General features: G+C 69.8%; 24 protein-coding genes. 15 read left to right on the top strand and 9 right to left on the bottom strand.

The window, feature by feature from the left end; genetic code table 11:
• Window positions 1-15 precede the first annotated feature (15 nt).
• Genes K8638_RS28000 through K8638_RS27985 form a run of 4 tightly spaced genes read right to left on the bottom strand, consistent with a single transcriptional unit; the run spans window position 16 to window position 7,960 of the window.
• A complete protein-coding gene (locus tag K8638_RS28000; protein WP_223757707.1) occupies window positions 16-5,430 on the bottom strand; it encodes a type I polyketide synthase in 5,415 nt (1,804 codons plus the stop codon).
• Window positions 5,431-5,481: 51 nt separating this feature from the next.
• A complete protein-coding gene (locus K8638_RS27995) occupies window positions 5,482-5,847 on the bottom strand; it encodes an acyl carrier protein (protein WP_223757706.1) in 366 nt (121 codons plus the stop codon).
• The gene (locus K8638_RS27990; RefSeq protein ID WP_223757705.1) at window positions 5,841-6,593 is read right to left on the bottom strand and encodes an SDR family oxidoreductase; all 753 of its coding nucleotides are present in this window, start codon (window positions 6,591-6,593) and stop codon (window positions 5,841-5,843) included. The genes K8638_RS27995 and K8638_RS27990 overlap by 7 nt, the downstream gene beginning before the upstream one ends.
• Window positions 6,594-6,616: 23 nt before the next feature.
• Window positions 6,617-7,960, bottom strand: coding sequence for a class I adenylate-forming enzyme family protein (locus K8638_RS27985; protein WP_223757704.1), 1,344 nt, complete (start codon window positions 7,958-7,960; stop codon window positions 6,617-6,619).
• A 306-nt stretch (window positions 7,961-8,266) separates the two neighbouring features.
• Between K8638_RS27985 and K8638_RS27980 the strand changes: the two genes are divergently transcribed.
• The 9 genes from K8638_RS27980 to K8638_RS27940 all read left to right on the top strand — a co-directional run bounded on the left by K8638_RS27980 (window position 8,267) and on the right by K8638_RS27940 (window position 16,230).
• Window positions 8,267-9,154: an AfsA-related hotdog domain-containing protein gene (locus K8638_RS27980; protein ID WP_223757703.1), complete on the top strand. Its 888-nt coding sequence runs from the start codon at window positions 8,267-8,269 to the stop codon at window positions 9,152-9,154.
• Window positions 9,155-9,170: 16 nt separating this feature from the next.
• Window positions 9,171-9,845 carry an HAD family phosphatase gene (locus K8638_RS27975; RefSeq protein WP_223757702.1) on the top strand — a complete coding sequence of 225 codons (675 nt, stop codon included), beginning with the start codon at window positions 9,171-9,173 and terminating at the stop codon, window positions 9,843-9,845.
• Window positions 9,846-9,858: 13 nt separating this feature from the next.
• A complete protein-coding gene (locus K8638_RS27970) occupies window positions 9,859-10,677 on the top strand; it encodes a hypothetical protein (protein WP_223757701.1) in 819 nt (272 codons plus the stop codon).
• Between the two features lie 7 nt (window positions 10,678-10,684).
• Window positions 10,685-11,905 (top strand): MFS transporter, encoded by a 1,221-nt coding sequence (locus tag K8638_RS27965; RefSeq protein WP_223757700.1) that lies wholly within the window; start codon window positions 10,685-10,687, stop codon window positions 11,903-11,905.
• Window positions 11,902-12,909, top strand: a complete 1,008-nt coding sequence (locus K8638_RS27960) for an aldo/keto reductase (protein ID WP_223757699.1) — start codon at window positions 11,902-11,904, stop codon at window positions 12,907-12,909. Before K8638_RS27965 ends, K8638_RS27960 begins: the two co-directional genes overlap by 4 nt.
• Window positions 12,910-12,929: 20 nt before the next feature.
• A complete protein-coding gene (locus tag K8638_RS27955; RefSeq protein ID WP_223757698.1) occupies window positions 12,930-13,217 on the top strand; it encodes a putative quinol monooxygenase in 288 nt (95 codons plus the stop codon).
• Window positions 13,218-13,326: 109 nt separating this feature from the next.
• Window positions 13,327-14,487 carry a hypothetical protein gene (locus K8638_RS27950; protein WP_223757697.1) on the top strand — a complete coding sequence of 387 codons (1,161 nt, stop codon included), beginning with the start codon at window positions 13,327-13,329 and terminating at the stop codon, window positions 14,485-14,487.
• A 49-nt stretch (window positions 14,488-14,536) separates the two neighbouring features.
• On the top strand, window positions 14,537-15,379 hold the full coding sequence (gene nudC / locus K8638_RS27945) for an NAD(+) diphosphatase (RefSeq protein WP_223757696.1): 843 nt from the start codon (window positions 14,537-14,539) through the stop codon (window positions 15,377-15,379).
• Window positions 15,380-15,537: 158 nt separating this feature from the next.
• Window positions 15,538-16,230: a radical SAM protein gene (locus K8638_RS27940; RefSeq protein ID WP_223757695.1), complete on the top strand. Its 693-nt coding sequence runs from the start codon at window positions 15,538-15,540 to the stop codon at window positions 16,228-16,230.
• An 11-nt stretch (window positions 16,231-16,241) separates the two neighbouring features.
• On the opposite strand, the gene K8638_RS27935 is transcribed toward K8638_RS27940, so the two are convergent.
• Both K8638_RS27935 and K8638_RS27930 read right to left on the bottom strand, forming a co-directional pair.
• Window positions 16,242-16,655 (bottom strand): hypothetical protein, encoded by a 414-nt coding sequence (locus tag K8638_RS27935; protein WP_223757694.1) that lies wholly within the window; start codon window positions 16,653-16,655, stop codon window positions 16,242-16,244.
• A 16-nt stretch (window positions 16,656-16,671) separates the two neighbouring features.
• Window positions 16,672-16,950, bottom strand: a complete 279-nt coding sequence (locus K8638_RS27930) for a hypothetical protein (RefSeq protein WP_223757693.1) — start codon at window positions 16,948-16,950, stop codon at window positions 16,672-16,674.
• Between the two features lie 88 nt (window positions 16,951-17,038).
• Between K8638_RS27930 and K8638_RS27925 the strand changes: the two genes are divergently transcribed.
• Entirely contained in the window at window positions 17,039-17,365 is a 327-nt protein-coding gene (locus K8638_RS27925; protein WP_223757692.1) for a hypothetical protein, read from the top strand.
• 14 nt (window positions 17,366-17,379) lie between these two features.
• Here K8638_RS27925 and K8638_RS27920 read toward each other — a convergent pair whose 3' ends face one another.
• The 3 genes from K8638_RS27920 to K8638_RS27910 form a co-directional block, all read right to left on the bottom strand.
• Window positions 17,380-17,748, bottom strand: a complete 369-nt coding sequence (locus tag K8638_RS27920) for a hypothetical protein (RefSeq protein ID WP_223757691.1) — start codon at window positions 17,746-17,748, stop codon at window positions 17,380-17,382.
• A 171-nt stretch (window positions 17,749-17,919) separates the two neighbouring features.
• Window positions 17,920-18,174: a GIY-YIG nuclease family protein gene (locus K8638_RS27915; protein WP_223757690.1), complete on the bottom strand. Its 255-nt coding sequence runs from the start codon at window positions 18,172-18,174 to the stop codon at window positions 17,920-17,922.
• A gap of 70 nt (window positions 18,175-18,244) precedes the next feature.
• Window positions 18,245-18,562, bottom strand: a complete 318-nt coding sequence (locus K8638_RS27910; RefSeq protein WP_223757689.1) for a CBS domain-containing protein — start codon at window positions 18,560-18,562, stop codon at window positions 18,245-18,247.
• A 145-nt stretch (window positions 18,563-18,707) separates the two neighbouring features.
• Here K8638_RS27910 and K8638_RS27905 point away from each other — a divergent pair, with 145 nt between their 5' ends.
• From K8638_RS27905 to pdxA, 5 genes are all read left to right on the top strand, one after another.
• Window positions 18,708-19,727 (top strand): alpha/beta fold hydrolase, encoded by a 1,020-nt coding sequence (locus K8638_RS27905; protein ID WP_223757688.1) that lies wholly within the window; start codon window positions 18,708-18,710, stop codon window positions 19,725-19,727.
• A gap of 72 nt (window positions 19,728-19,799) precedes the next feature.
• Entirely contained in the window at window positions 19,800-20,804 is a 1,005-nt protein-coding gene (locus tag K8638_RS27900; protein ID WP_223757687.1) for a peptidylprolyl isomerase, read from the top strand.
• Between the two features lie 74 nt (window positions 20,805-20,878).
• The gene (locus tag K8638_RS27895; protein ID WP_223757686.1) at window positions 20,879-21,874 is read left to right on the top strand and encodes a peptidyl-prolyl cis-trans isomerase; all 996 of its coding nucleotides are present in this window, start codon (window positions 20,879-20,881) and stop codon (window positions 21,872-21,874) included.
• Window positions 21,875-21,936: 62 nt separating this feature from the next.
• Window positions 21,937-22,911 (top strand): peptidylprolyl isomerase, encoded by a 975-nt coding sequence (locus K8638_RS27890; protein ID WP_223757685.1) that lies wholly within the window; start codon window positions 21,937-21,939, stop codon window positions 22,909-22,911.
• Between the two features lie 47 nt (window positions 22,912-22,958).
• Window positions 22,959-23,981, top strand: coding sequence for a 4-hydroxythreonine-4-phosphate dehydrogenase PdxA (gene pdxA / locus K8638_RS27885; protein ID WP_223757684.1), 1,023 nt, complete (start codon window positions 22,959-22,961; stop codon window positions 23,979-23,981).
• Window positions 23,982-24,114 lie beyond the last annotated feature (133 nt).

Below are 24,114 nucleotides of genomic sequence, written 5' to 3'. Positions count from 1 at the left end.
CGAATCGTCCAGGGCTCAGGCGGCCTTGCTGGCCACCGCGCGCAGCGCCGGGAACAGGTCATCCACCAGGCTCTCGACGCTGGCCCCCTGCAGCAGCTTGGCCAGCGGCACGGACACGCCCAGGGCGGGCTCCAGGCGGTTGACCAGGTTCACGGACACGAGCGAGTCCAGACCGAAGCTCACCAGCGGGGCCTGGGCGTCGATGAGCTCGTCCGAGCCCAGCACGTCCGTCACCTGCTTGCGCACGACCTCCACAATCACGCCGCGGCGCTCGCCCTCGGGAGCCATCTGGATGCGCTGCAGGAGGATGCGCGGGTCCTCGCCGGCCCGCTGCGTGCGCCGCTTGCGGGCGCCGCCCTTGCTCAGCGCGGAGTAGAGCGCGGGCGCGCCCATCTTGAACTGCTGCATCCACGCCGACCAGTCCGTGAGCGACACGCCGGCGTGCTCGAGGCCGTGGCGCAGGACGTAGTCCATCGCCTCCGTGGCGTGCGCGCGCTGTATGGCCTGCACCCCGTTCGAGGTCTCGCTCCTGGCCAGCTGCTTGCCGGGAATCTCCCACGGCCCCCAGTGGATGACGGTGGCCGGCAGCCCCATGGCCCTGCGGGCCTCGGCGAGCGCCTCCACGAACGCGCTGCCCGCGGCCTCGTTCGTCCGCGTCTCGGAGCCCAGCCAGCTCAGCACCGTGCCGAAGAGCACGAAGTGCTCCAGCGCGATGTCCTTCGAGTGCTGGTGGAGCAGCCAGGCGCTCTTCGTCATGGGCGCCATGCCACCGGAGAACTTCTTCCAGACAATCATGTCCAGGAGGTCCTCCTGCCGCGTGGCGACGCAGTTGAAGATGCCCTTGAGCGCCGGCAGGGCCTTCAGCTCGCCGAACACCCGCTGCACGTCGCCGCCGGCCGTGAGGTCCGCCTGCGTCACGGTGACCTTCGCGCCGCGCTTCGTCAGCGCCTCGACGGCCTTGCTCTTCGCCTCGTCCAGGGGACGGTTGTCGGCCAGCAGCAGATGCCGGGCGCCGCCCTGGCTCACCATCCACTCCGCGAGCTGGAGGCCCGTGGTGCCGAGCCCGCCGGCGATGAGGTACGTCGCATCACCGCGGAACAGCGCGCCATTCTGCTCCGGCCGGGGCTTCTGGGAGCGGGTGAGGCGGGGGGCGAAGCGCTTCCCGCCGCGGATGACGACCTGGTCCTCGCCGTCGGAGCTCCACACCTCGGACAGCAGCGCCGCGGCGTCCACCGTTGGCCCGCCCTCCGCGTGCCGCTCCAGGTCCACCATGCCGCCCCAGAAGTTGGCGTGCTTCAGCGCCATGGTGGAGCCCAGCGCCCACAGCGGCGACTGCGCCACCTCCACCGGGCCGAAGCCCGGCCTGGGCCCCTGCGCGTTGCGCGTGACGAACCACAGGCGGGGCGCGGCGCCCGTCACCGAATTCACCACGGAGACGGCCTGGATGAGCAGCAGCGCGCTGCCCACCGTGCTGCCCTCGCTGCCGGCGAGCTGCTCCAGCGTCAGCCCATCCAGGGTCGGAGCGTCGAGCCCCCACAGGTAGACGACGTGCCGGTAGGAGATGCCGGGGACACCGAAGTAGTCGCGGACCAGCCGGTGGAAGAGCCCCGGCTCGTCGGCGGCGATGGGCTTGCGGCGGTCTCCCACCACGAGCGTCAGGTCCGGGTAGACGAGGTGGCACTTCTCACCGAGCGCGCGGAGCTGCTCCGCCAGGGCGCTGCCCACGCCGCCGCGGTCCGCGAAGATGAGCCAGCGGTTCGGCAGGGCGTCCTTCTCCTGGGCCACGGGGGCCAGGGCGGGACGCTCCTCCCACGTCCGCTGGAGGATGGAGTCCAGCAGCGGGTCGGTCACCGTCGCGGTGGGCTGCATGGCCTCTCGCGTGAGGCGCCGGACCTGCAGCCCCTGCATCACCGCCAGCGGGCGGCCGTCCTCGGAGTACAGGCGGATGTCGACGACCATCAGGTCCGGGGTGGCACCCGGACGGCGCACCGCGTGCACCCAGGCGTCCCGCACGCCCGACTCGAGCGTGTGGAAGCGCTCCATGCTGATGGGCAGGAACGTGCGCGTCAGGTCGTCCGGCGGGACACTGAAGTCCCCGTAGGCCTCGCCCAGCGCGGCGTAGATGTGGAGGCACGCGTCCAGGAAGGCGGGCTGGAGCGTGTACGGCTGGGCCGACACATGCTCCGGCAGCCGGACGTGGCTCAGGGCCTCGCCCTCCCCCTGCCACAGCTCCTGGATGCCACGGAACGCCGGGCCGTACTCCAGGCCCATGGCGCGGATGGCCGGGTAGTAGCGGTCGATGGGAATCTGCCGCGCGCAGCGCTCGCGCAGGGCCGCCAGGGACACCGCCTCCGGGGGCGCCGAGTCACGCCGCGGCTTGAGCTCGCCATCGATGTGGTGAATCCACGGCGCGCCCGGCCGCTCCTCGGTGCTGTAGACCTTGAACGTGGCCCGCTCCTCGGACTCGGGCGTGACGACGAAGTGCACGACGCGGCTGCCCTCCTCGGGGAGGACCATGGCCTCGCGGTAGAGGAAGGTCTCCATCACCACGTCGTCGACGCCGAAGTGCGCGCGGGCGCCCGTCGTCACCAGCTCAAGGGCGGCCGTGGTGGGCAGCACCGGCAGGCCGAAGATGCGGTGGTCATCCAGGTAGGTCAGCTCGTCCAGGCTGTAGTGGGCCTCGTACTGGGCGTCCTTCAGGGTGGAGCGCAGGCGCTCACCGAGCAGCGGGTGGCCGCTCTTGTTGCGCTGGGCCGTGCTCGCGGCGTGGGCCTCGCTCACCCAGTAGCGCTTGCGCTGGAAGGGGTACGTGGGGAGCGACACACGCTTGCGCGTGTAGGGCTGGTCGAAGCCGCGCCAGTCCACCGCGTGTCCGCCCACGTAGAGGGCCCGCAGGCTCTCCGAGAGCACGTCCCAGTCGTTCTTCTGCCGGCTGAGCGACGGCAGCCACTGCGCCGCCTCGTCGGTGACGGACTGCCGCCCCAGGCCCAGGAGGCTGGAGCCCGGCCCCACCTCGAGGAACAGGCTGTAGCCGGCCTCGTGCAGGGTCTGCATGCCACGCGCGAAGCGCACCGCCCCACGCGCGTGCTCACGCCAGTAGCGCGCCGTGGGGGCCTCCTCCATGAAGGTGCCGGTGAGGTTCGACACCACCTTGATGGACGGCTTGCGGAAGCGAATCTCGGAGGCCACCGCCTCGAGCTTGTCCAGGATGGGGTCCATCAGCGCCGAGTGGAAGGCGTGCGAGACGACCAGCTCCTTGAACTCGATGCCCTGGCTCGTCAGCGTCTGGAACAGCGAGGCCAGCGCCTCCTTGGCGCCGGACACCACGGTGCTCTTCGGCGCGTTGCTCGCGCCGATGGACAGGCGCTCTCCGTAGGGAGCGATGAGCTCCAGCACCTTCTCCTCGGAGGCGAACACCGCCGCCATGCCGCCGTCGCGCGGCAGGCCCTGCATCAGCCGGCCGCGGTGGGAGATGAGCTTGAGCGCGTCCGCCAGGCTCATGCAGCCCGCCACGCAGGCCGCGGTCACCTCGCCCACGCTGTGGCCCATCACCACGTCGGGCTTGACGCCCCACGAGCGCCAGAGCATCGCGAGCGAGTACTCGACGGCGAACAGCGAAATCTGCGTGTAGCCCGTCTCGTTCACGAGCTGGGCGTCCTCACCCTCGGCGAACAGCACGCTCAGCAGCGGCCGGTCCATGTGCGGCCGGGACAGCGTGTCGCACTCGTCCAGGGCCGCGCGGAAGACGGGCTGCGTCCGGTACAGCTCGGCGGCCATGCCCGCGTACTGCGCGCCCTGTCCCGTGAACAGGAACGCCACGGGACGCGCCTTGCCGTTCCCCTTCGCCACGCCCGGCGCGAGCGCTTCCTCGCTCACGCTCTCCAGGCGCTTCGCGAGCTCCTCCGTCGTGCGCGCGGAGACGGCCAGCCGGTGCGGGAAGAACGAGCGGCTGGTGCTGGCGGTGAAGCAGACATCCGCGAGCTCCGCGCCGGGGTGGGACGCGAGGTACCGGGCGAAGCGCTCCGCGCTCTGGGCCAGGGCGGCCTCGCTGCGCGCGGACAGCGCGAGCGTGTGGAGCGGACGGTCCACCGGCTCGCGCGCCTTCGACGCGGACTCCGGCGCCTCCTCCAGCACCACGAAGGCGTTCGTCCCGCCCAGGCCCAGGCCGTTGAGGCCCGCGCGCCGCGGGTGCTCGGCGCTGGCCTTCCACTCGGTCAGCTCGGTCTGGATGTAGAAGGGGCTGGTGGGCAGCGCCAGCTTCGGGTTCGGCTTCTCGAAGTTGATGGTGGGCGGCAGCTTGTGGTGCTTGAGCGCCAGCGCCGTCTTGATGAGCGCCGCCATGCCGGCGGTCTGCTCGAGGTGGCCGAGGTTGGTCTTCACCGAGCCGATGCCGCAGAAGCCCTTGCGCGAGGTGCCGGTGCGGAACGCGCGCGTCAGCGCCTGGACCTCGAGCGGGTCTCCCACCGTCGTGCCGGTGGCATGGCACTCCACGTAGCCGATGGTGTCCGGCGAGATGTCGGCCACCGTCATGGCCTCCAGCATCGCCGAGGCCTGGCCGGGCACGCTCGAGGCGCCGTAGCTGACCTTCTGCCCGCCGTCGTTGTTGATGGCGCTGCCCTTGATGACCGCGTACACGTGGTCACCGGCCTCAATCGCCGCGCGCAGCGGCTTGAGCAGGACGGCGGCGACGCCGCTGCCGAAGATGGTGCCCTGGGCCTTCTCGTCGAAGGCGCGGCAGTGCCCGTCCGGAGAGAGGATGTCCTCGCTCTGGTAGATGTAGCCGTTCTTGTGCGGGAAGCGGATGGTGGAGGCACCCGCCAGCGCCATGTCGCACTCACCGTCGAGCAGGCTCCTGCACGCCAGGTGCAGCGCGACGAGCGAGGTGGAGCAGGCCGTCTGGATGTTGATGCTGGGGCCCTTCAGGTCCAGCTTGTACGAGACGCGCGTGGCGACGAAGTCCTTGTCGTTGCCGATGTGCTGCAGGCTGCCCGTGGGCCCGAGCAGGTCAGGAGCGCGCTGCTGGTACGCGGCCAGGTAGCTGGTGACCACGCCGCCGGAGCCCGCGAACACGCCCACCGGCACGCCGACCTTCTCGGGGTGATAACCCGCGTCCTCGAAGGCCTCCCAGGCCACCTCCAGGAAGAGGCGCTGCTGGGGGTCCATGAAGTTCGCTTCCCGCCCGGTGATGCTGAAGAACCCGGCGTCGAACTGGTCCACGCCGTCGAGGTACGGCGCGGCGGGAACGAAGCCGGGGGCGTCCAGGACGTGGGCGGGCACGCCCGCCTCGGCCAGCTCTTCCCGGCTGAAGAAGGTGACGGACTCCCTGCCCTCGCACAGGTTCTTCCAGAACGTGTCGAGGTCCTTGGCACCCGGGAAACGGCACGCCATGCCGACAATTGCGACGCCCTTGAGGTTGTCAAACGTGCTCATAACGGGTTCTTCCGTGCGAAGACAGGGAGGTACAGACAGGGGTGTGTGGAATCAGGAACGGCTGTTGTTGCGGCGGGCCTCGGCGCGGCGCTTGCTCTCGAGCAGCGCGTCCGCCTGGCCTCCGTCGCTCGTGTCACCGGAGAAGAACTTCTCGTAGGCGCCGACCAGGTCGGACACGGTGCGGACGCTGGTGATGGGCACCAGCTCCTGGAAGGGGTCTGCCTTCAGGCGCATCTCGAGCGTGGCCACGAGCTGCGCCAGGTCCAGGGACGACAGCCCCAGCTCGGCACCCAGCCGGTTCTCCTCGCCGATGTCGCCGAGCTTGCCGTCGTGGGCGGCCTTCTCCTCGAGAATCTGGCGGATGTGCTCCACGATGAGCTTCAGAATCTCCTGCTTGCTCGGAACCTCGTTCAGCATGTGATGCCCCCGTCGACGACGATGGTCTGACCCGTGATGAAAGAAGCCTGCGGTGACAAGAGGAACAGGACCACGTTGGCCATGTCCTCGGCCGTGCCCAGACGGCCCAGGGGCGTGCGGCGGATGATGCGCTGCTTGGCCTCGGGCGTGAGGTCGGCCACCATCTCGCTCTCGAAGTAGCCCGGCGCCACGGAGTTCACTCGGATGTGCTTCGGCCCCAGCTCGCGGGCCAGGCTGCGCGTCAGGCCGTCGAGCGCGGCCTTCGTCGCGCTGTAGACGGCGACGCCCGAGTGGCCGCGAATCGCGTTCACCGAGGAGATGTTGATGATGGAGCCCGACGCGTGCTGCAGCATCTGCTTCGAGCACGCCTGGATGAGGTAGATGCTCGCCTTCAGGTTGAGGTCGATGCCCTGCTCAATCTGCGAGGCGCGCATCGTGGGCAGGATGCCGTCGATGCCCACGCCGGCGTTGTTCACCAGCGCATCCACCCGGCCGTACGTGGACGCCACCTTGTTCACGAACGTCTTGAGCGCGGCGGGGTCCGTGGCGTCCACGGACTCCCACAGGAAGCGCTTGTGCTCCGGGTCCTGCTGGGTGAGCGTCTTGACGAACGGGCTCTCCGAGCGGCTGAACGTGGCCACGGTGTAGCCCCGCTCCAGACACCCGGTGACGAGCGCCTGGCCCAGTCCGCGGCTTCCTCCGCTGACGATGACGACCTTGGAACGATTCTCTGAGTTTGTAGACACGGTTCACCTTCTCTCGATGCTCGTCAGCCGGCTCGAGCCTTCTTGAAGCGGTCCCCGTGGAGCTGGCCCTCGACCACCTCGACGGCCACGGGAATCTTGTAGGAGGCCAGGCGCTCCCTGCAGAACTGGCGCAGGCGCTTCGTGAGCGCCATGGGGTCCTCGGCCTCGCGCAGCACCACCCGCGCCGTCACGACATGGCCGGTAATCGGGCTCGGCTTGCCCACCACCGTCACGTCCGCCACGTTGGGGAGCTGGAGGAGGACGCTCTCCACCTCGGCGGGGTAGACCTTCTCACCGCCCACGTTGATGATCTCCGACTTGCGGCCGAGGATGCGCATGTACTCGCCATCCACCTCCACCGCGTCGCCGGTGATGAACCAGCCGTCCTCCGTGAAGGGAGCCTGCGCGTTCAGGTAGCCGAGCATCGCGGACTCGGAGCGAATCCACAGGATGCCGTCGACGACCTTCACCTCGTAGCCGTCACCGCCCACCTTCACCCAGAGCGACGAGTTGTCCTTCGACTTCGTCTGGAGGATGCCCAGCTCCGACAGGCCGTAGGTCTGCTTGAGCTTGACGTTGGGGAACACCTCGTGGAGGTGCTTCAGGGTGGCCGCCGGCATGGGCTCCGTGCCGTAGGTGATCATGTCCAGCGACGACAGGTCGTACTGCTTGTACGCCTCGGACATGAGCAGCAGGTTCAGGAAGGTGGGCGTGGTGGGCAGGAGCTGGACCCGGTGCTTCTGGATGGCGGTGCAGACCGCCTGCGGCGAGCGCTCCTTCAGCGGGACGACGGTTCCGCCCGACGTCAGCGCATGCAGCAGGGTGTTGATTCCGCCGATGTGGTCCAGCAGCAGGAAGCTCAGGGTGCGCGACCCGGCGCGGGCCTTCTGGAACTTCTTGAGCATCCGGTCGAAGTCGAGCAGCGACGCCTTGCTCTTCCCCGTCGAGCCGGAGCTGAACAGGATGAGCCCCGGAGAGCCCTGGCTCCGCAGCCTGGCGACCAGCGGGTGCTCCGCGGGGGGCGTGAGCTTCGTCACCCCGAGCAGCTCCGTGCCGTCGAACTCGAACAGCGCGTCGCACTCGGCGATCTCCAGGAACTCCTTCAGCGTCTTGACCGTCGGAGCGAGCGGCACCGCGATGTTGCGGTTCAGCACCAGGGCGATGAGCAGGGCGCACGTCTCGGGGTTGTAGTCGCCCTTCAGCGCCACCGTCCGGCCCGGCTCCAGCGAGCGGGCCTTCAGCTCGTTGAGCCAGCCCTTCACCCGCTGCACGAGCGCGGCGTACGTCACTTCGCGTTCGTCCCAGACCATCGCAGGCTGTGTGCCGTGAGACTCCAGGCGCTCCAATACCCACTGAACATCAGCCATTTCACTCACCCCTCTAGAGACGAATCAGACAGGAGCCGCCACGCCGCTGAAACACAGACATGGGGGCTTTCCTGAATCCCGGAGAATCAACTAGCAGCCGTGTCATGACGCGTCATGAGCACCGGTTCGTGTCGTCCGTTCGATGACGTCTCCCCATGGCGCGCTGATCCGCCCCGGGGCCCACCTGGACCTACCCGGCGATGTCATCCCGTGGAGGACATAAACAGGTGTGCGTGCGTCCGGACGCACTGCGTAGCAAGAAGCCGTCGCAGGGTCCGATCAGTCTCTCAACCGAGGGGAGTCCGCATGCTCACAATCGATCCACACCGTGCCCCGGCCGCCAAGACGGGTCGTCCGGAGCTGGGCGACGTCACCATCGAAGGCGCCGCTCCTCTCGCGCGCCAGTCGGAGTCACTCGGCCGGGACACGCCGCAGATTCTTCACGTGGTGGGTGACAAGTTCGTCACCTTCGCCGGTGAGAACCCGGGCGTGATGACGGTCTCCAACTTCGAGAAGCTGCTGGAGAAGAACGAGCTCGAGCGGCCGCACGCCCTCATCGTGGGCCAGGGCGTGTCCCTGGAGCGCCTGGGCCAGCTCGAGGAGCGCATCCAGCGCAGCGCGGCGCGCTCGCGGGTCTCCATCCAGGAGGCTCGCATCCGCGACCGGTGCCCGGGCAAGTACACCCACAAGCACTTCGACCACAACACCATCATCACCACGCCGTACAGGGACGAGCAGGCGGACCTGTACCGCTGCCACCTGGTGCTGGATGATGACTGCGCCGAGATGAGCGACCACGTCACCGGTCACCACCTCCAGGGCGTGGTGTTCTTCGAGGCGTCGCGGCAGATGCTGCTGGCCGCCACCGAGCGCTTCTGGCTGGAGCAGCTCGGCCGCCCGTACTACTTCGTGCTCAACGAGTACAACATCACGTACCACACGTTCGGCTTCCCCCTGCCGACCGACATCACGATGAAGGTGCTGGCGGAGCGCGGCGACACGCGCCAGTCGGGGTCGGTGTTCCTCGACATCAAGGTCGAGTTCTTCCAGGTCGGCGTGCCCATCACCGAGTGCGTCATCAAGTACGCCGCCTTCGACAAGGCCCTGCTGAGCGCGCGCGAGGGACTCCTGTCCCGCATGGCGCTCGTGAAGCACACCCCCAGCCTTTCGCCCATCAACGAAGCCGACGCCTGAGCCGGAGCCCGCCTCAATGAGCAACAAGTACATCGTGTTCTCGGATGTCGATGAAACGCTGATCCGCTTCAAGAGCATGATCACGTTCATGGACTACTTCCTCTACAAGACGCCCTACGCGAAGCGTCCCGAAGCGGAGGAGAAGCGCAAGGAGTTCCAGGCCATCAACGAGGCCAACACGCCCACCGCGGACCGGGCGGCGCTGAACCGTCGCTTCTACGCGATGTTCGCGGGCATCCCCCAGAAGGAGCTGCAGGAGGCCGCCAAGACCTGGATGAACGAGGTCATGGCGCGGGGTGATTTGTTCGTCCCGTCCGCGTACTCCGAGCAGCAGGAGCACAAGAAGCGCGGCGCGGAGCTGGTGCTGGTCTCCGGCTCGTTCCACGACATCCTCGGCCCCATCTGCGACTACGTGGGCGCGGACCGGCTCATCTGCTCCGAGCTGGAGGTCAAGGACGGCGTCTACACCGGCGTGCTGCTGCAGCAGGTGATTGGCGACGGCAAGTGGGACGCCATCTCCCGCTACATCGACGGGCGCGGCATCAAGCTGGATTCCTGCTTCGCGTACGGCGACCACGTGTCCGACCTCTGCTTCATGGAGAAGGTGGGCAACCCCGTCGTCGTGGGTGACTCTTCGGCCATGCTCAAGGTCGCCAAGGAGCGCAACTGGCGCGTCCTGGCGGCGCACTGACGAAAGCTGAGCCATGACCACGAAACACACGTCCAATCTCAAGCTGACCACCCAGGGCCCCCCTTATCCGCCCAGCGAAATCATGGATAAGGACGGGAACTTCATCGTCATCGGGAACATCGTCCAGGAAGACCTGTCGATGAAGTGGGGCGCGGCCGTCGTCTCGGCGGAGAGCCCCGTGCCGGAGTTCGGCAAGCTGCTCCCGTACAAGGTGGTCCGGTACCTGTCCTCGGACGAGCTGGCGACCAGCGATGCCGTGCTCTACACGGTGTCCCTGCCGCTCGCCTGCAACAACTACCCGATGGTGTTCGCGCCGGAGCAACTGCCGCACGCGCACTCCATCAAGCGGCCGTCGCTGCCGCTCCACGAGGCCTACATCCCGGACTACCGTCCCATCGACGGCCGGAAGATTACGTCCCCCATCACCCTCGGCCAGTGGTGCAAGGCGAAGGGCACCATGACGGTGGACGTCGGCCCCGACTACGCGGACTTCTCCTTCGAGTTCGAGGGCATGATTCCGCACAGCCTCTACACGGTGATGGCGCTGCGCCGGCATGAAATCCGGCCCAAGGACACCCAGCGCCCCGGCCCGCTGGGCATCCCGAACGTGTTCATCCCGGACGCGAACGGGCGCGCGACGTACCAGGCGCGCATGCCCAACCCGTTCCCCGTGGGCCCGGACGCCAACCGCATCATCGACGTCATCGTGCTGTGGATCAGCTCCCAGATGAGCTTCGGTGGCGCCATCGGCCACCACGGCCTGGGCGGCGACGTGCACGCCCAGCTCAAGACCGGGCCCGCTCCCTTCGAGGGACTCGAGACCCGAGGGTAGCCGTCCGATGACGACCGACAAGAGCACGAAGTGGGCCATCCTGACGCCCTGCGCGGCCATCATGTTCGCGCTGGGCTCCATCGTGATGGTTCAGCCCATCTTCCAGCACATCGGGGCCGCCTTCGGCATCGAGACCACCGCGGTTCGCGTCTCGTTCAGCTACTGCAGCCTGGCGTACGCCATCGCGTTCTTCCTGCTCGGGCCGCTGACGGACCGGGTGAACCTCACCCGCATGGCCATGCTCGCCGCGCTCGGAATGGCGGGGAGCGTCGTCCTGTGCGGGCTGGCGCCGAACTTCACGCTCTTCAATGTCGGTATGTGCCTCATGGGGGCGTTCGCCGCGGGACTGGTCAGCCCCATGTTCCCGTACATGGCGCGCATCGCCCCCCCGGGGAAGGCCGGGGCCTACCTGGGCCTGTGCCTGAGCGCCACGGTGACGGGCCTCATCGTGGGCCGCACGGTGCTCGGCATCCTCACGGGCCACTTCGGCTGGCGGCACGCCATGGTGGGCTACGCCGTGCCCGTCATCCTGCTGGCGGTGGCGCTGTTCCGCGCGCGCGCCCTGCCCCCCATCCCCGGTGAGAAGCCGTCGCTGGCGCAGCAGTACGTGCGGACGCTGAAGCTGCTGACCATGCCGCACATCATCCGCCGGTACTCGGCGGGGTTCCTGCTGTTCTTCGCCTACCTGGGCACGCTGACCATCCTCACCTTCTACCTCGTCGCCCCGCCCTTCAACATGACGGTGGCGCAGATTGGCTGGCTCAGCCTGGCGGGCGTCGGCGGCGCGGTGATTGCCCCCAAGGCCGGCGCGCTGGCGCAGGCCTACGGTGTCGGCCGGGTGGTGCGCGCGGGCGTGGTGATGGTGCTGGCCTCGTTCGGCATCATGCTGGTGTTCCAGAATGTCTTCGCGGTGATGTTCGGCGTGCTGGTGCTCTACACCGGCGTGTACGCCTGCCAGCCCGCGGTGTTCTACGACGTCACCACCGCCATCCTGCCGCAGCAGATGGGAGCGGCCTCGTCGCTCTACCTGCTGAGCTGCCTGTCCGGTGGCAGCTTCGGCAGCTACGCGCTCGGGCCGGTCTGGCAGCGGTGGGGCTGGACGGGCGTCATGGCCGCGGCGGGAGCCGCGACACTCGGTACACTCGTTCTCGGCGCCCTGGGCGCCCCTCGCAAGAATGGAGCGAGCCCCGTCACTCACGGCGCCGGGCTCGCGGGAGAGAAATCATGACGGAAGTTCGCAACACCGTGTCGCAGGCAAAGCTGGGCCAGCGGACCGTGCCGAGGGTGGGTCTCGGCTGCATGGGCATGAGTGAGTTCTACGGGCCGTCCGACGACGCCGAGAACCTCCGCATCCTGGCCAAGGCCCTCGAGCTGGGCTACGTGCACTTCGACACCTCGGACATGTACGGCAACGGCGCCAACGAGCTGCTGCTCGGGCGCTTCGTGAAGACCGTGCCCCGGGAGAAGGTGTTCCTGGCCACCAAGTTCGGCATCGTGCGCGACGCGGTCGGCGGCCTGGCTCGCAGCGTGAACGGGCGCGCCGAGTACGTGCGCGAGGCCTGTGACAAGAGCCTCAAGCGGCTGGGCGTGGATTACATCGACCTCTACTACGTGCACCGGCGGGACCCGAACACGCCCATCGAGGAGACGGTGGGGGCCATGGCCGACCTGGTGAAGGCCGGCAAGGTGCGGGCGCTCGGCCTGTCCGAGGTCAGCGTGGAGACGCTGAAGGCGGCGCACAAGGTCCACCCGATTGCGGCCATCCAGATGGAGTACTCGCTCCTGTCGAGGGACGCGGAGGCCGAGATGCTGCCCACGTGCAAGGAGCTGGGCGTGGCCTACGTGGCGTACAGCCCGCTGAGCCGGGGCCTGCTCACCGCGGAGCTCAAGCCCGAGGACCTGAAGAAGGGCGGAGATGTCCGCCAGAACCTGCCGCGCTTCGCCGGGGACAACTTCAACCGCAACCTCGCCCTGGTGGAGAAGCTCAAGGAGTTCGCGGCCGAGAAGAAGTGCACTCCGTCGCAGGTGGCCCTCGCCTGGGTGCTGGCGCGCGGTGAGCACATCCACATCATCCCCGGCACCCGCCGGGAGAAGTACCTCATCGACAACTTCGGCGCGGGCTCCATCCACCTCAGCGCCGACGAGGTCGCTCGCATCACCAGCGCCATCGACGTGGGCCAGGTCGTGGGTGCACGCTACCCGGCGGCGGCGATGCAGGGCATCGGCCGCTGACACCCTGGAGACACACGACAATGGCGGAAGAACGAGTGGAGATGACGGCCTTCATCAGCGCGAAGCCCGGCAAGGAGGCCGAGCTGAAGGTCGCGCTGCGTGAGGTGGTGGCGGAGACCGTCAAGGAGCCTGGCTGCATCCAGTTCCAGGTGCTCGAGGACCTGGAGAACCCCGGCCGGTTCGTGCTCTGGGAGATTTTCGAGAGCCGGGAGGCGCTGCGTGTCCACATGGAGAAGGACTACACGCGCGCGTACTTCGCCAAGGGGTTCATGGAGCGAACCCAGGTCATGAAGCTCAAGACCATCTGAGAGCCGTCGTCCCAAGCGGAAGTCCGTGTCCATGAATCGTTCTCGCTCAGTGTCGTTCCTGGCAGTTCCCACGACGATTGCGCTTCTGGTGGCTCCGCTTGGGGCAGCAGTGGCCGCCGAGCCGGAGGCGAAGCCCGCCTCCGCGCCGGAGGTGCAGCCCGCCGCCGCGCAGCAGACTCCGGCCCCCGCGCAGCCGGCCCCCGCGCCGGCGGCGCAGGCTTCCGGGCCGTCTCCGCTGAACTTCCGGCTCCAGGTCCGCGTGAACACGCTGGCCCGGGGCCGGGGTGACGCGTTCCTGAACGACTACCGCTTCGACTCCATCCTGGCGGTTCCGGGCGTGGGCGGGCAGCTCACCCCGTGGTTCTCGTATGCCTTCAACGCGGTCGGCTACGCGGAGAACTTCGAGTCCGCGCAGGCGCGGCTGCTGGACGCCGTGGGCATGTTCAAGGTGGCCGACCCGCTGCAGGTCTGGGTGGGCCGGTTCGTCGTGCCCTTCGACCGCTTCAACATGAGCGGCCCGTTCAAGAACCTCATCTGGGACTACCCGGGCATCTACGGCGGCGTGCGCCGCATCGGCGGAGAGAACGGACCCTTCGGGCGTGACACGGGGCTCTCCGTCTGGGGCGACGTGAACCGGGGGCTGTTCAAGTACCACCTGATGGCGCACCAGCTGGAGAACCCCGACGCGGGCCCGCGCCTGTCGGGACGCCTGAGCGTCAGCCTCCTGGGCCGCGAGCCCGGCTACTTCGTGTCGAGCTCCTACCTCGGCGAGAAGGACGTGGTCGCGCTCGGCGTGGCGATGCAGTACCAGCACGACGGGCGCACGTGGACTCCCGGGACTCCGCCGGGCACGCCTCCTCCGCCGGCGGGCACGCCCGCTCCTCGGCCGGAGGTGGACAACCTCGTGGCGGTGACGGCGGACCTGTTCGCGGAGAAGACGTTCGGGAGCGCGGGCACGGCCACGCTCGACCTGGCCTACTACCAGTACGACGAGTACCGGGCCTACCGGCGGGCCTATGCCATCACGGCCGCGTACATCCCCCCACTGAAGCTCGGCACGGGTCGCACGCAGTTCGGGGTCCGCTGGGAAGAGGCCTATGCGAGCTCCCACCAGCCGCAGCTCCCGGACGTCCGGGGCGTGGACCTGTCCGTGTCCCACTTCGTCTCCGGCTACAACCTGCGCCTGGGAATCGACTACGCCCGCCAGTGGCTGGGCTCGGGCGGCGTGGCGAACACGCTGACCGCCGGCTTCCAGTACTCGCCTCCCTGAGCGTACGCTACACCTGCACACCCGCCCCGGGCCCGTTAAGGTGCTCCCCGTGAGCACCGCCCCCCACTTCGTCGCCAGCCACGAGCCCCCCGCGCGTCCCCGGGACAACGCCCTCCTCTTCCTCGCCCGGGGCATGGACCTGCTCATCCACGAGCAGGACGGCGCCCCCGCCATCCCCACCGGCGCCGCCTTCCCGGAGCTCGCCGCCGACGCCCACTACCTGGGCGCCCTGGACGGCCAGGACTGCTACGCCGCCGCCCTCCCGGACGACTTCACCCCGCCCGAGGGCTACAAGAAGGTGCTGGCGCGCTCGCTCTTCAACAAGGTGGACGAGGCCCGCTTCGCCGTGGTGGGCCGCACGCTCTCCATCGTCGAGTGGGACGTCACCCACCGCTTCTGCGGCCGCTGCGGCACCCCCACCCAGCTCGTCCCCGGCGAGCGCGCCCGCCGCTGCCCGGTGGACCACACGCCCTTCTACCCGCGCATCGCCCCCGCCATCATCGTCCTCGTCACCCGCGGCGACACGATGCTGCTCGGCCGCAACGCCACCTTCCCCGAGCCCATGTTCAGCACCCTCGCCGGCTTCGTGGACCCCGGCGAGTCGCTGGAGGAGTGCGTCGCCCGCGAGGTGAAGGAGGAGGTCGGCATCGACATCCAGAACATCCGCTACTTCGGCTCGCAGCCGTGGCCCTTCGGCCGCTCGCTCATGGTGGGCTTCACCGCCGAGTACGCCGGGGGTGACATCGTCGTGGACCCGAAGGAAATCGCCGAGGCCCACTGGTTCTCCCCCGACAACCTCCCACGCATCCCCCCGCGCCTGAGCATCGCGCGGCAGCTCATCGACTCCTTCGTCGCGCGGGTGAAGGGCTCCCGGTCCACGCCCACGCCCTAGCCGGACATCCGGCCCCGCCCCCGCCCGCTCCCCCGCCCGGGGAATGCCGGGCGTCATGCCGGCGCCGGCGTTAGCGTCCGGTTCTGGGAGTCACGCTTGATTTCTACCGTCCGGTGGGATTGAAGCGCCCCTCCCCGAAGTCGCCGAACGAAGACGCCATGCCCGCCGCGCGCCCGCACATCGAGCCCCGCCTCGTCCCCACCGCCGACTCCGTGGTGGTGAAGGAGATATACCTCTCCGTCCAGGGCGAGTCCTCGCACGCCGGCCTGCTCTGCGCCTTCGTCCGCCTCACCGGCTGCCACCTGCGCTGCACGTACTGCGACAGCGAGTTCGCCTTCCACGGCGGCAAGCGCATGAAGAACGCCGACATCATCTCCGAGGTGAAGGCGCTCAACACCCCCAACGTGGAAGTCACCGGCGGCGAGCCCCTCCTCCAGCCGGGTGTCTACCCGCTCATGGAGGGCCTGCTGTCCGCCGGCCTCGAGGTGCTGCTGGAGACCAGCGGCGCCATCGACGTGCGGCTCGTGCCCCCGGCCGTCCACAAAATCGTGGACATGAAGACGCCCTCCTCGGGCGAGCACACGCGCAACGACTACCGCAACTTCACGTCGATGAACGCCAGCGACGAGCTGAAGTTCGTCATCGGCTCACGCGAGGACTACGACTGGTCGAAGGCGCTCATCACCGAGCACCGCCTGCTGGACAAGCCCTACGGCATCCTCTTCTCCACCGTGTTCGACAAGCTCCACCCGCGCCAGCTCGCCGAGTGGGTCATCGAGGACAGGCTCCCCGTCCGCTTCCAGCTCCAGATGCACAAGTACCTCTGGGAGCCGAACGCGCGCGGCGTGTGAGCCTCCGGCGCTCACGTCAGCCACAGCAGCGCCACCAGCCACGCGGCGGACAGCACCAGGTTGCCCCACCCCAGCGCGCGCACCACCTGCGCCTGCATCAGCCCGCGCACGGGGCCCTCGCCCCGGCGGATGCGCCGCAGCTCGCGCGTGGACAGCACCACCCCGGCCAGTCCCGCCACCAGCGTGGGCAGGGGGAGGGCCAGCGAGCACGGCAGGCACACCAGCCCCAGCACGTTGAGCCCCAGCGCCACCTGCACCACCCACGACGGCCGGGCCTCCCGCCGCAGCACCGCCACGCAGGGCGCGCAATAGGGTGACTCGCCCACCACCTCCGTGCAGTCGCCGCACAGGAAGCTCCCGCAGCGCGCGCACGTGGCCACCGCGGAGACGTCCGGGTGGAGGGCACAGCGGGCCCCGGTGGCCATGGACGTCACCGGCGCCTCAGAAGGCCGGCGGCATGCGGGACGACATCGCCGTCAGGCCATGCGCTCCCAGCCCCAGGAACACCGCGGCCAGCACCGTGCTGGCCACGAAGCCGGCGACGATGAGGCCCTTGCGCGGGTGCTCGAACTGGCTGAAGGCGTAGAAGAGCACGTAGCACGGGATGAGCAGCACCATCACCCCCGTGCCCACGCTCCGCCGGAAGGCGTGAATCAGCAGGAAGGCGGCGCACACCAGCGCGATGAGACCGAACAGGATGGCGAGAGGAAGCAGCGGCACGCCCCTCCCTTAACACGTTCCATCCTTTGCGGCGGCACCGTGCGCATATTAAGCACGGCCCGTCGTCAACCCGCCGAGGTGCCTGCCCATGAATACCGCCAAGACGCTGCTCAACTTCGTCCTCGCGGGAGCCCTGCTGGGCATCGCCGCCGCGTCGTGGATAGGCCCGTCCTTCCTGGGCTGGTACAACGAGACGCCCTATGCCACGCAGACGATGTGCAACCTGCCCGAGGTGATTCGCAAGACGGCCTCGGACGTGCTCACCTACCAGGCCGTGGGCGCGGGCATCGGCGCCTTCGTCATGCTGGTGCTGGGCGTACTGTTCGTCCGCCGCGCCAGCCGCCGGGCCCGGATGCAGGCGGGCCAGACGCCGCCCACCGCGCCTCCGCCCGCGGCGCCCCGCGCCACCGCCTGACACCACCCGCGGGGCTACTGGACCCGCACCACCACCGAGGGCGTCGACCCAATCACCCCGCCGCCCTCCTTGTCCGTCACGGTGACGGTGAGGGTGTACACCGTCGTCTCCGTCACCTGCGGCGCCGTCCAGGTGGGGTTGCGCGCGTGCACGTCGCTGAAGTGGCCCGCCGGCTCGACCGGAATCTGGGCCCAGTCGAAGGTCATCTCGTCGCCGTCCGGGTCGGTCACCTCGAGCTGCATCGTCAGCTCGCCCCCCGGCTCCACGACCAGCGAGTTGGGGCGCGGGCCCACCGTGACCTGCGGTGGATTGTTGACCAGACACCCGAGGCCCGGTGCCCCCAGCGCCAGTGCCACGACGACTCCCACGAACAGCCGAGACATGGACTTCCCCTTGCGAAGACTGCCCCTAGCCTAACGCCTCGGCACGCGGGCGGTATCGGCGCCCCTTCCACAAAAGTCGTGGAATCCATGGTGGAAGTCACATCGCGGGTGGAAGGGTCCATCACGGACTGTCACCCCGCTCGCCAGTCCGAGACAGGACGTCCCGCCGCCTCATGTCCGCTTGCGCGCGGGCGTCCGGCGCTGCGCCCGCACCAGCAGCAGCTTGTCTCCGCGAGACAGGCGCTTGATGGCGGCCTCGCGGCGGAGGGCCGCGCCCCGGTCTCCCACGGGCTCGCTCCACACCAGGGTGACGGGCAGCCGGGCCCGCGTATAGGCCGCGCCCCTGCCCCGCCCATGGGTGGCGAGCCGGCGCTCCAGGTTGTTGGTGGCGCCGGTGTACAGCGTGCCGTCGCGGCACCGCAGCATGTAGACAGTCCAGGGAGGTGAGTCGTCCGACACGGCGCGGGCACTGTACCGCTCCCGCCGGCCCCATGCCTCACCTCTTCCCCGCCGGCAGGCCCCGCGGCTTCCTCCGCAGCCTCGGCAGCAACAGCCGCAGGCGCGGGCGCTCCCGGGGCGGGGCCGTCACCCTCGCCATCACCTCGGACACGGGCGCCAGGGGGTCCCCCCCCCACGCCGCGAGAATGTGAGACTCGCTGACCAGCCCCAGCAGCCCGCCCCCTTCGCCCACCACCCCCAGCATCCGCACCTGGTGCCGCTCCATCTCCCGAAGGGCACGCAGGAGGGTATCTGTGGGAAAAACGGTGGCGATGAAGGATGACAATGCTTCCTTGAAAGCCCGGTCTTGCCTCATCCAGCGTCCTCCCGCCATCACACGCACATCCCCCTGCAACAGCCCTGCCGGGAGTGGGTGGGGGCAACCAATGAACACGGCGCGGCCCCGCGGACGGGCTTAGACTGGGTGGGTGACACGCAGACAGGTGGCTCGGCTGGGACGGATGGCGGACCTCTTTTCGCGGACGGTGGCCCGTGGGAAGGAGGGCTTGCTGACGCTGAGCTTCCGGCCGGACGAGCTGTACCGGGTGCCCACGGACGACGGGGCCTCCATTGCCCTGGGCCGCTACCACGCCAGAGGGGAGCGCCGCTTCGCGGAGCCCGTCATCCTGTGCCACGGGCTGGGCGCCAACCGCTTCCACCTGGACTTCGACGAGCAGTACAGCCTGGCGCGCTACCTGGCCCGCGCGGGCTTCGAGGCGTGGGTGCTGGAGCTGCGCGGCCGGGGGCTTGCGGGCGACAGCGGCGACTTCACGTTCGACGACCAGGCGGAACATGACGTCCGCACCGCGGTGCGCACCGTCTTGTCCACCGGGGCGAAGGAAGTGCTCTGGGTCGGGCACTCCAAGGGAGGGCTGACGCTCTACGCGCACCTGGCGCGAAACCCCACCGCCCCGGTGCGCGCCGCCGCCGTGCTGGGCAGCCCCTTCACCTTCGCGGTGCAGCCGGGCCTGCGCACCTTCATCCAGCGGGTGGAGCCGCTGCTCAGGCTGAAGACGATTCCCACCGGGCGGGTGACGAGCATCGCCCTCTTCGGCGCGCCGCCCGGCCCGCTCAGCCGGTACATGATGCTGGCGGAGAACATGGAGGCGGACGTGGTGCGGCGCGCGCTGGCCAACGTGCCCGCCAACGTGGCCGGCGGCGTGGGGCGCCAGTTCGCCCGTTGGATTTCCACCAATCGCTTCACCACGTACGACGGGAGCTTCGACTACCGCGAGTCCCTGTCCCAGGTGCGCATCCCCTTCCTGCTGCTGGCGGGGAGCAAGGACCTGCTGGCCCCGCCCATGGCGGTGGCGCGCGCGAAGGAGCACCTGGGCGGGCCGGTGAAGTTCCTCGTCGCCGGGCGGGCCCACGGCTTCGGGGCGGACTACGGCCACGCGGACCTGGTGCTCGGCCGGAGGGCCCCGGACGAAATCTTCCCCCTGGTGGAGGCGTTCCTCTCCGCGCACGCGACCCGGCCGTGAGCAGGCGCACAGCCCCGGGGGGCTCCGGGTTGTCCGGCCCTCCCCGGCGTGCTACCGGGAAGCCCCTTGCGCATGTCCGTCTCCCCCCGTCTTCTCGCCCTCGCCCTGCTGGCGCCCGCCGCGTGCGGCCGGGGCCCGGCGCCCACCGAGGGCCGCGTGGAGCTGGACCTGCGGCACACCCGGCAGGCGGGCGGACAGGCGGTGGCCCGCTGGAGCGGCGACGCGGTGACGGCCGAGGAGCTCACCCGGCGCTTCGAGGAGATGAGCCCCGCGCTGCGCGAGCGCTACCTCGCCCCCCAGGCACGGCGAGAGTACGTGGAGTCCATGGCCCGCTTCGACCTGCTGGTGCGCGACGCCGTCGCCCGCGGGCTGCACGAGGACCCGGAGGTGCTGGAGGCCACGAAGCGCGCCCTGGTGAACCGGCTGATGCGCGCGCAACTGGAGGAGGCCCCCGCCACCGTCACCGACGCGGAGGTGGCCGAGGCCTACGCCGCGCGCCGGGATGACTTCGTCCGGCCCGAGGCCGTGCGCGTGTCGCACGTCTTCCTGGCCGCGCCCCGCTCCGACGCCGCGCGCGTGGCCGCCGCCCGCCAGCGCGCGGAAGGCCTGCTGGCGCGCGCGAAGGCACTGCCGGCGGGAGACTTCGCCGCCTTCGGCCAGCTCGCGCGAGAGCACAGCGAGGAGCCCCGCACGGCGCCGCTGGATGGGGACCTGCGCTTCCTGTCCGAGGACGCCCTGGCCACCACGTACGGGCCGGAGGTGGCGGCGGCGGTCCGGGCGCTCACCCCCGAGGGCGCGCTCAGCGGCGTGGTGCAGACGGAGGCCGGCCTGCACCTGCTGAAGCTGCGCGCGCGGAGGCCCGCGCTGAACCTCTCCCTGGACGACGTGCGTGAGGAGCTGCGCGTGCGGCTGGAGGGGGAGAAGCGCTCGCGCGCCTGGGCCGGGTACCTGGCCCGCCTGGAGAAGCAGCTCTCGCTGTCGGTGGACCCGGACGCGCTCGCGCGGGTGCCGCTGGACGTGGGGGCCCCCATGCGCAAGCCCTCCGGCCCCCTGCCCGGCACGGTGCCCGCGCCATGAGTCCCCGCTTGCCGGCCCGCCGGGTCATCCCCACCCATGGGAGTCGCCCCCTCCCCTTCATGAGGCACTCGAGCATGCGCTTCCCTCCTACCCGTGCCCTCCTGTTCCCACTCACCCTGGCGCTCTGCCTGGGCGCAGGCGCCGCCTGCCGCAAGCCGGTGAAGGAGGACCCCGACGCGTCGGTGGTCGCCACCGTCAATGGCGAGGTGCTCGGCCGCGAGGAGTTCGAGCGCGAGCTGTGGCGCGAGCTGGCCTCCACGGAGGCCCCGCAGCGCACGCCGGAAGAGGTGGAGCCCTTCAAGCGGGCGCTCCTCGACACGTACGTCCACCGGATGCTGCTGCTGCAGGCCGCGAGGCAGCACAACATCACCGTGACTCCGGAGGAGGTGGACCGCGGCGTGCTGAGGCTGTCCGGCGACTACCCGGCGGGCAACTTCAACGAGGTGCTGGCCCAGGGGCAGCTCTCCATGGCGGAGCTGCGCACGCAAGAGGCCAGCCGGCTGACGATTGAGAAGCTGTTCGCCAGCCACGTCTACTCGCGCGTGGCGGTGACGGAGGAGGAGCTGCGCGCCTGGTACACCGCGCACGAGGCGGACTTCCACGAGGCCGAGGAGGTCCACGCGGCGCAGATTGTCGTGAAGGGGCTGGACGAGGCGCGGCGGGTCCAGGCGCAGCTCAAGGCGGGCAAGAAGTTCTCGGACCTGGCGCGCCGCTATTCCCTCAGCGCGGACGGCAAGGTGGGAGGAGACCTCGGCTTCTTTCCGCGCGGGCAGATGCCGCCGGCCTTCGACGAGGTGGTATTCAAGCTCGGGGTGGGGCAGGTTTCGGACGTGGTGTCCACCGAGTACGGGTACCACCTGTTCCGCGTGCTGGAGCGCAAGCCGGCACGCAAGCGGGAGTTCGCCGAGGTGCGGCAGTTGGTGGAAGCGAAGCTGCTGGAGAAGAAGCGCGCGGAGGCGCAGGAGGCGTTCGAGAAGGAGCTGCGGGAGAAGGCGCAGGTCCAGGTGAACGAGGCCACCGTGCAGGCCATTCGCGGAAAGCCGGCAGCGCCGCAGCAGGCGGCGAAGTGACGGAATCGAAAGCCGGGACGGCGGCTGGACGGGCCCGGTGGGGTGCGCAAAGGATGCTCGGTATGAAGAAGCACATGGCAGTCATCGCGGCGGCGGCGCTCCTCGGGAGCGGCACGGCGGCGCGCGCGGAGCTGGTGGACCGGGTGGCCGCGGTGGTGAACCGCGACATCATCACCCTGTCCGAGGTGCAGCAGCGGGCGGCGCCGGAGATGGCACGCGTCAACAACCCCGACCCCAGGAAGCGCGCCGAGCAGCGGGCGCTGCTGATGAAGACGGCCCTGGACACGCTCATCGGCGAGAAGCTGCTCGAGTCGGAGATTGCCGAGCTCGGCATCACCGCCACCGAGGCCGAGGTGGATGAGCTGGTGCGCGACGTGCGCGAGCGCAACAACATCACCGACCCGGCGCAGTTCGAGCAGCTCCTGGCCAGCGAGGGCTACACCCTGGCCAGCTACCGGGACATGCTGCGCAAGCAGATCCTCCGCGACCGGCTGCTGCGCATGAAGGTGGGCGCCAAGGTGAAGATTACGGAGGAGGACCTGAAGGCCGCCTACGCGCAGTACGCGCGCGGGGAGAGCGAGGACTCGGAGGTCCACGCGCGCCACATCCTGGTGCAGGTGGACCCCAAGGCCACGCCGGAGCAGGTGGAGGCCGCGCGCAAGAAGGCGGAGGCCATCGCCGCCGAGGCCCGGCGGCCGGGCATGGACTTCGCCGCCCTGGCCCGCGCGCGCAGCGAGGGCCCGAGCGCGGCCGACGGCGGCGACCTGGGCTGGTTCAAGCGCGGCGTCATGGTGCCGGCCTTCGAGAAGGCGGCCTTCGCGCTCGAGGAGGGCGGGGTGAGCGCCCCGGTGCGCACCAACTTCGGCTGGCACGTGCTGAAGGTGGAGGAGAAGCGCGCGGTGGCGGCCGCCTCGTACGACGAGATGCGCCCGAAGCTGGAGGCGAAGCTGGGCCAGGAGAAGACGGAGAAGGCCCTGGAGCAGTACGTGGCCGAGCTGCGGCAGAAGGCCAACGTCGAGGTGAAGGTGAATATGTAACCAGCGCCCCTTCCCCCACGAGGGGGTTGGGGAGATGCTGCGCCGCCGTGAGTCCTCCTCTCGTCGGCATTTCATTGGGTGACGTGTCGGGCATCGGGCCGGAGGTGACGGCCGCGGCCCTGGCGCTCCCCACGCTGCGCAAGGCGCTCGTCCCCGTCGTCTTCGGGGACGGGCCCACCCTGGAGCGCTTCCCCGTCTTCCGCCGGTACGCACGCGTGGAGCCCGGTGCCCTGGGCCGCGTGGACGGCCCCACCGTGGTGGAGGTGACGCGGCTGGACCAGAAGGACCGCGTGCCGGGCCGCCCCTCCCGCGCGGGAGGCCGGGCGCAGCACGCGTACGTGATGACCGCGATTGAGGCGATGCGCGCGGGGCACGTGGACGCGCTGTGCACGGCGCCGGTGTCGAAGGAGCAGATTTCGCGCGCGGGCATCCCCTTCATGGGCCACACGGAGGTGCTCGCGGAGGCCTTCGGCGTGGAGGTGATGATGCTGATGGACGGGCCCCGGGTGCGCGTGGCGCTGGCCACCAACCACGTGCCCGTCGCGGAGCTGCCGAGGCTGCTCACCGTGGAGGGGCTGACGGCGCGGCTCAAGCTGCTGTCACGGAGCCTGGAGCCGGTGGTGGGCCGGCGCCCGCGCATCGCCGTGCTGGGGCTCAACCCACACGCGGGCGAGGGAGGGCTGCTGGGCCGCGAGGAGGTGGAGGTGATTGGCCCCGCCATCCGCAAGGCACGCGCGGCGCGGGTGGACGCGGACGGGCCCATCCCGGCGGACGGGCTCTTCGCGCAGCCGGAGCGCATCCGCGAGCGGTACGACGCGGTGCTGGCCATGTACCACGACCAGGGCCTCATCCCGGCCAAGGCGCTGGACTTCGAGCGCACGGTGAATGTGACGCTGGGGCTGCCGGTGCCGCGTACGTCGCCGGACCACGGCACGGCCTATGCGATTGCCGGGAAGGGCGAGGCGAGCTGCGTGCCCATGGTGGAGGCGCTGCTCAAGGCGGCGCAGCTCGCGAGGGCCCACGCGCGAGGTGGTCGGCGAGGTCCGCGCCGTCCTTCTCGGGGTCGATGAGCTGGACGTGGGCGCCCTTGCCGCTCGATGGAGAGTCTCGCTTTCCAGGGGGCGAGCAGGGCGATCGCATCTTCCTGGCAGTTTGGGGTAGGAGTTACGCGGAGTTACCGGGTGGGTTGGACAGGAGTGGGGG

The organism is Myxococcus sp. RHSTA-1-4 (assembly GCF_020037125.1).
Lineage (GTDB): Bacteria > Myxococcota > Myxococcia > Myxococcales > Myxococcaceae > Myxococcus.
Note: the sequence above shows the minus strand (reverse complement) of the source record. Positions and strands in the feature narration are given on the sequence as shown.

What these genes read in the sequence shown, in the direction of transcription:
- K8638_RS28000 (WP_223757707.1), bottom strand. Translation starts at nt 5,430, where the DNA reads ATGAGCACGTTTGACAACCTCAAGGGCGTCGCAATTGTCGGCATGGCG.
- K8638_RS27995 (WP_223757706.1), bottom strand. Translation starts at nt 5,847, where the DNA reads ATGCTGAACGAGGTTCCGAGCAAGCAGGAGATTCTGAAGCTCATCGTG.
- K8638_RS27985 (WP_223757704.1), bottom strand. Translation starts at nt 7,960, where the DNA reads ATGGCTGATGTTCAGTGGGTATTGGAGCGCCTGGAGTCTCACGGCACA.
- K8638_RS27980 (WP_223757703.1), top strand. Translation starts at nt 8,267, where the DNA reads ATGCTCACAATCGATCCACACCGTGCCCCGGCCGCCAAGACGGGTCGT.
- K8638_RS27975 (WP_223757702.1), top strand. Translation starts at nt 9,171, where the DNA reads ATGAGCAACAAGTACATCGTGTTCTCGGATGTCGATGAAACGCTGATC.
- K8638_RS27970 (WP_223757701.1), top strand. Translation starts at nt 9,859, where the DNA reads ATGACCACGAAACACACGTCCAATCTCAAGCTGACCACCCAGGGCCCC.
- K8638_RS27965 (WP_223757700.1), top strand. Translation starts at nt 10,685, where the DNA reads ATGACGACCGACAAGAGCACGAAGTGGGCCATCCTGACGCCCTGCGCG.
- K8638_RS27960 (WP_223757699.1), top strand. Translation starts at nt 11,902, where the DNA reads ATGACGGAAGTTCGCAACACCGTGTCGCAGGCAAAGCTGGGCCAGCGG.
- K8638_RS27955 (WP_223757698.1), top strand. Translation starts at nt 12,930, where the DNA reads ATGGCGGAAGAACGAGTGGAGATGACGGCCTTCATCAGCGCGAAGCCC.
- K8638_RS27940 (WP_223757695.1), top strand. Translation starts at nt 15,538, where the DNA reads ATGCCCGCCGCGCGCCCGCACATCGAGCCCCGCCTCGTCCCCACCGCC.
- K8638_RS27935 (WP_223757694.1), bottom strand. Translation starts at nt 16,655, where the DNA reads ATGGCCACCGGGGCCCGCTGTGCCCTCCACCCGGACGTCTCCGCGGTG.
- K8638_RS27925 (WP_223757692.1), top strand. Translation starts at nt 17,039, where the DNA reads ATGAATACCGCCAAGACGCTGCTCAACTTCGTCCTCGCGGGAGCCCTG.
- K8638_RS27920 (WP_223757691.1), bottom strand. Translation starts at nt 17,748, where the DNA reads ATGTCTCGGCTGTTCGTGGGAGTCGTCGTGGCACTGGCGCTGGGGGCA.
- K8638_RS27915 (WP_223757690.1), bottom strand. Translation starts at nt 18,174, where the DNA reads ATGCTGCGGTGCCGCGACGGCACGCTGTACACCGGCGCCACCAACAAC.
- K8638_RS27910 (WP_223757689.1), bottom strand. Translation starts at nt 18,562, where the DNA reads ATGAGGCAAGACCGGGCTTTCAAGGAAGCATTGTCATCCTTCATCGCC.
- K8638_RS27905 (WP_223757688.1), top strand. Translation starts at nt 18,708, where the DNA reads ATGGCGGACCTCTTTTCGCGGACGGTGGCCCGTGGGAAGGAGGGCTTG.
- K8638_RS27900 (WP_223757687.1), top strand. Translation starts at nt 19,800, where the DNA reads ATGTCCGTCTCCCCCCGTCTTCTCGCCCTCGCCCTGCTGGCGCCCGCC.
- K8638_RS27895 (WP_223757686.1), top strand. Translation starts at nt 20,879, where the DNA reads ATGCGCTTCCCTCCTACCCGTGCCCTCCTGTTCCCACTCACCCTGGCG.
- K8638_RS27890 (WP_223757685.1), top strand. Translation starts at nt 21,937, where the DNA reads ATGAAGAAGCACATGGCAGTCATCGCGGCGGCGGCGCTCCTCGGGAGC.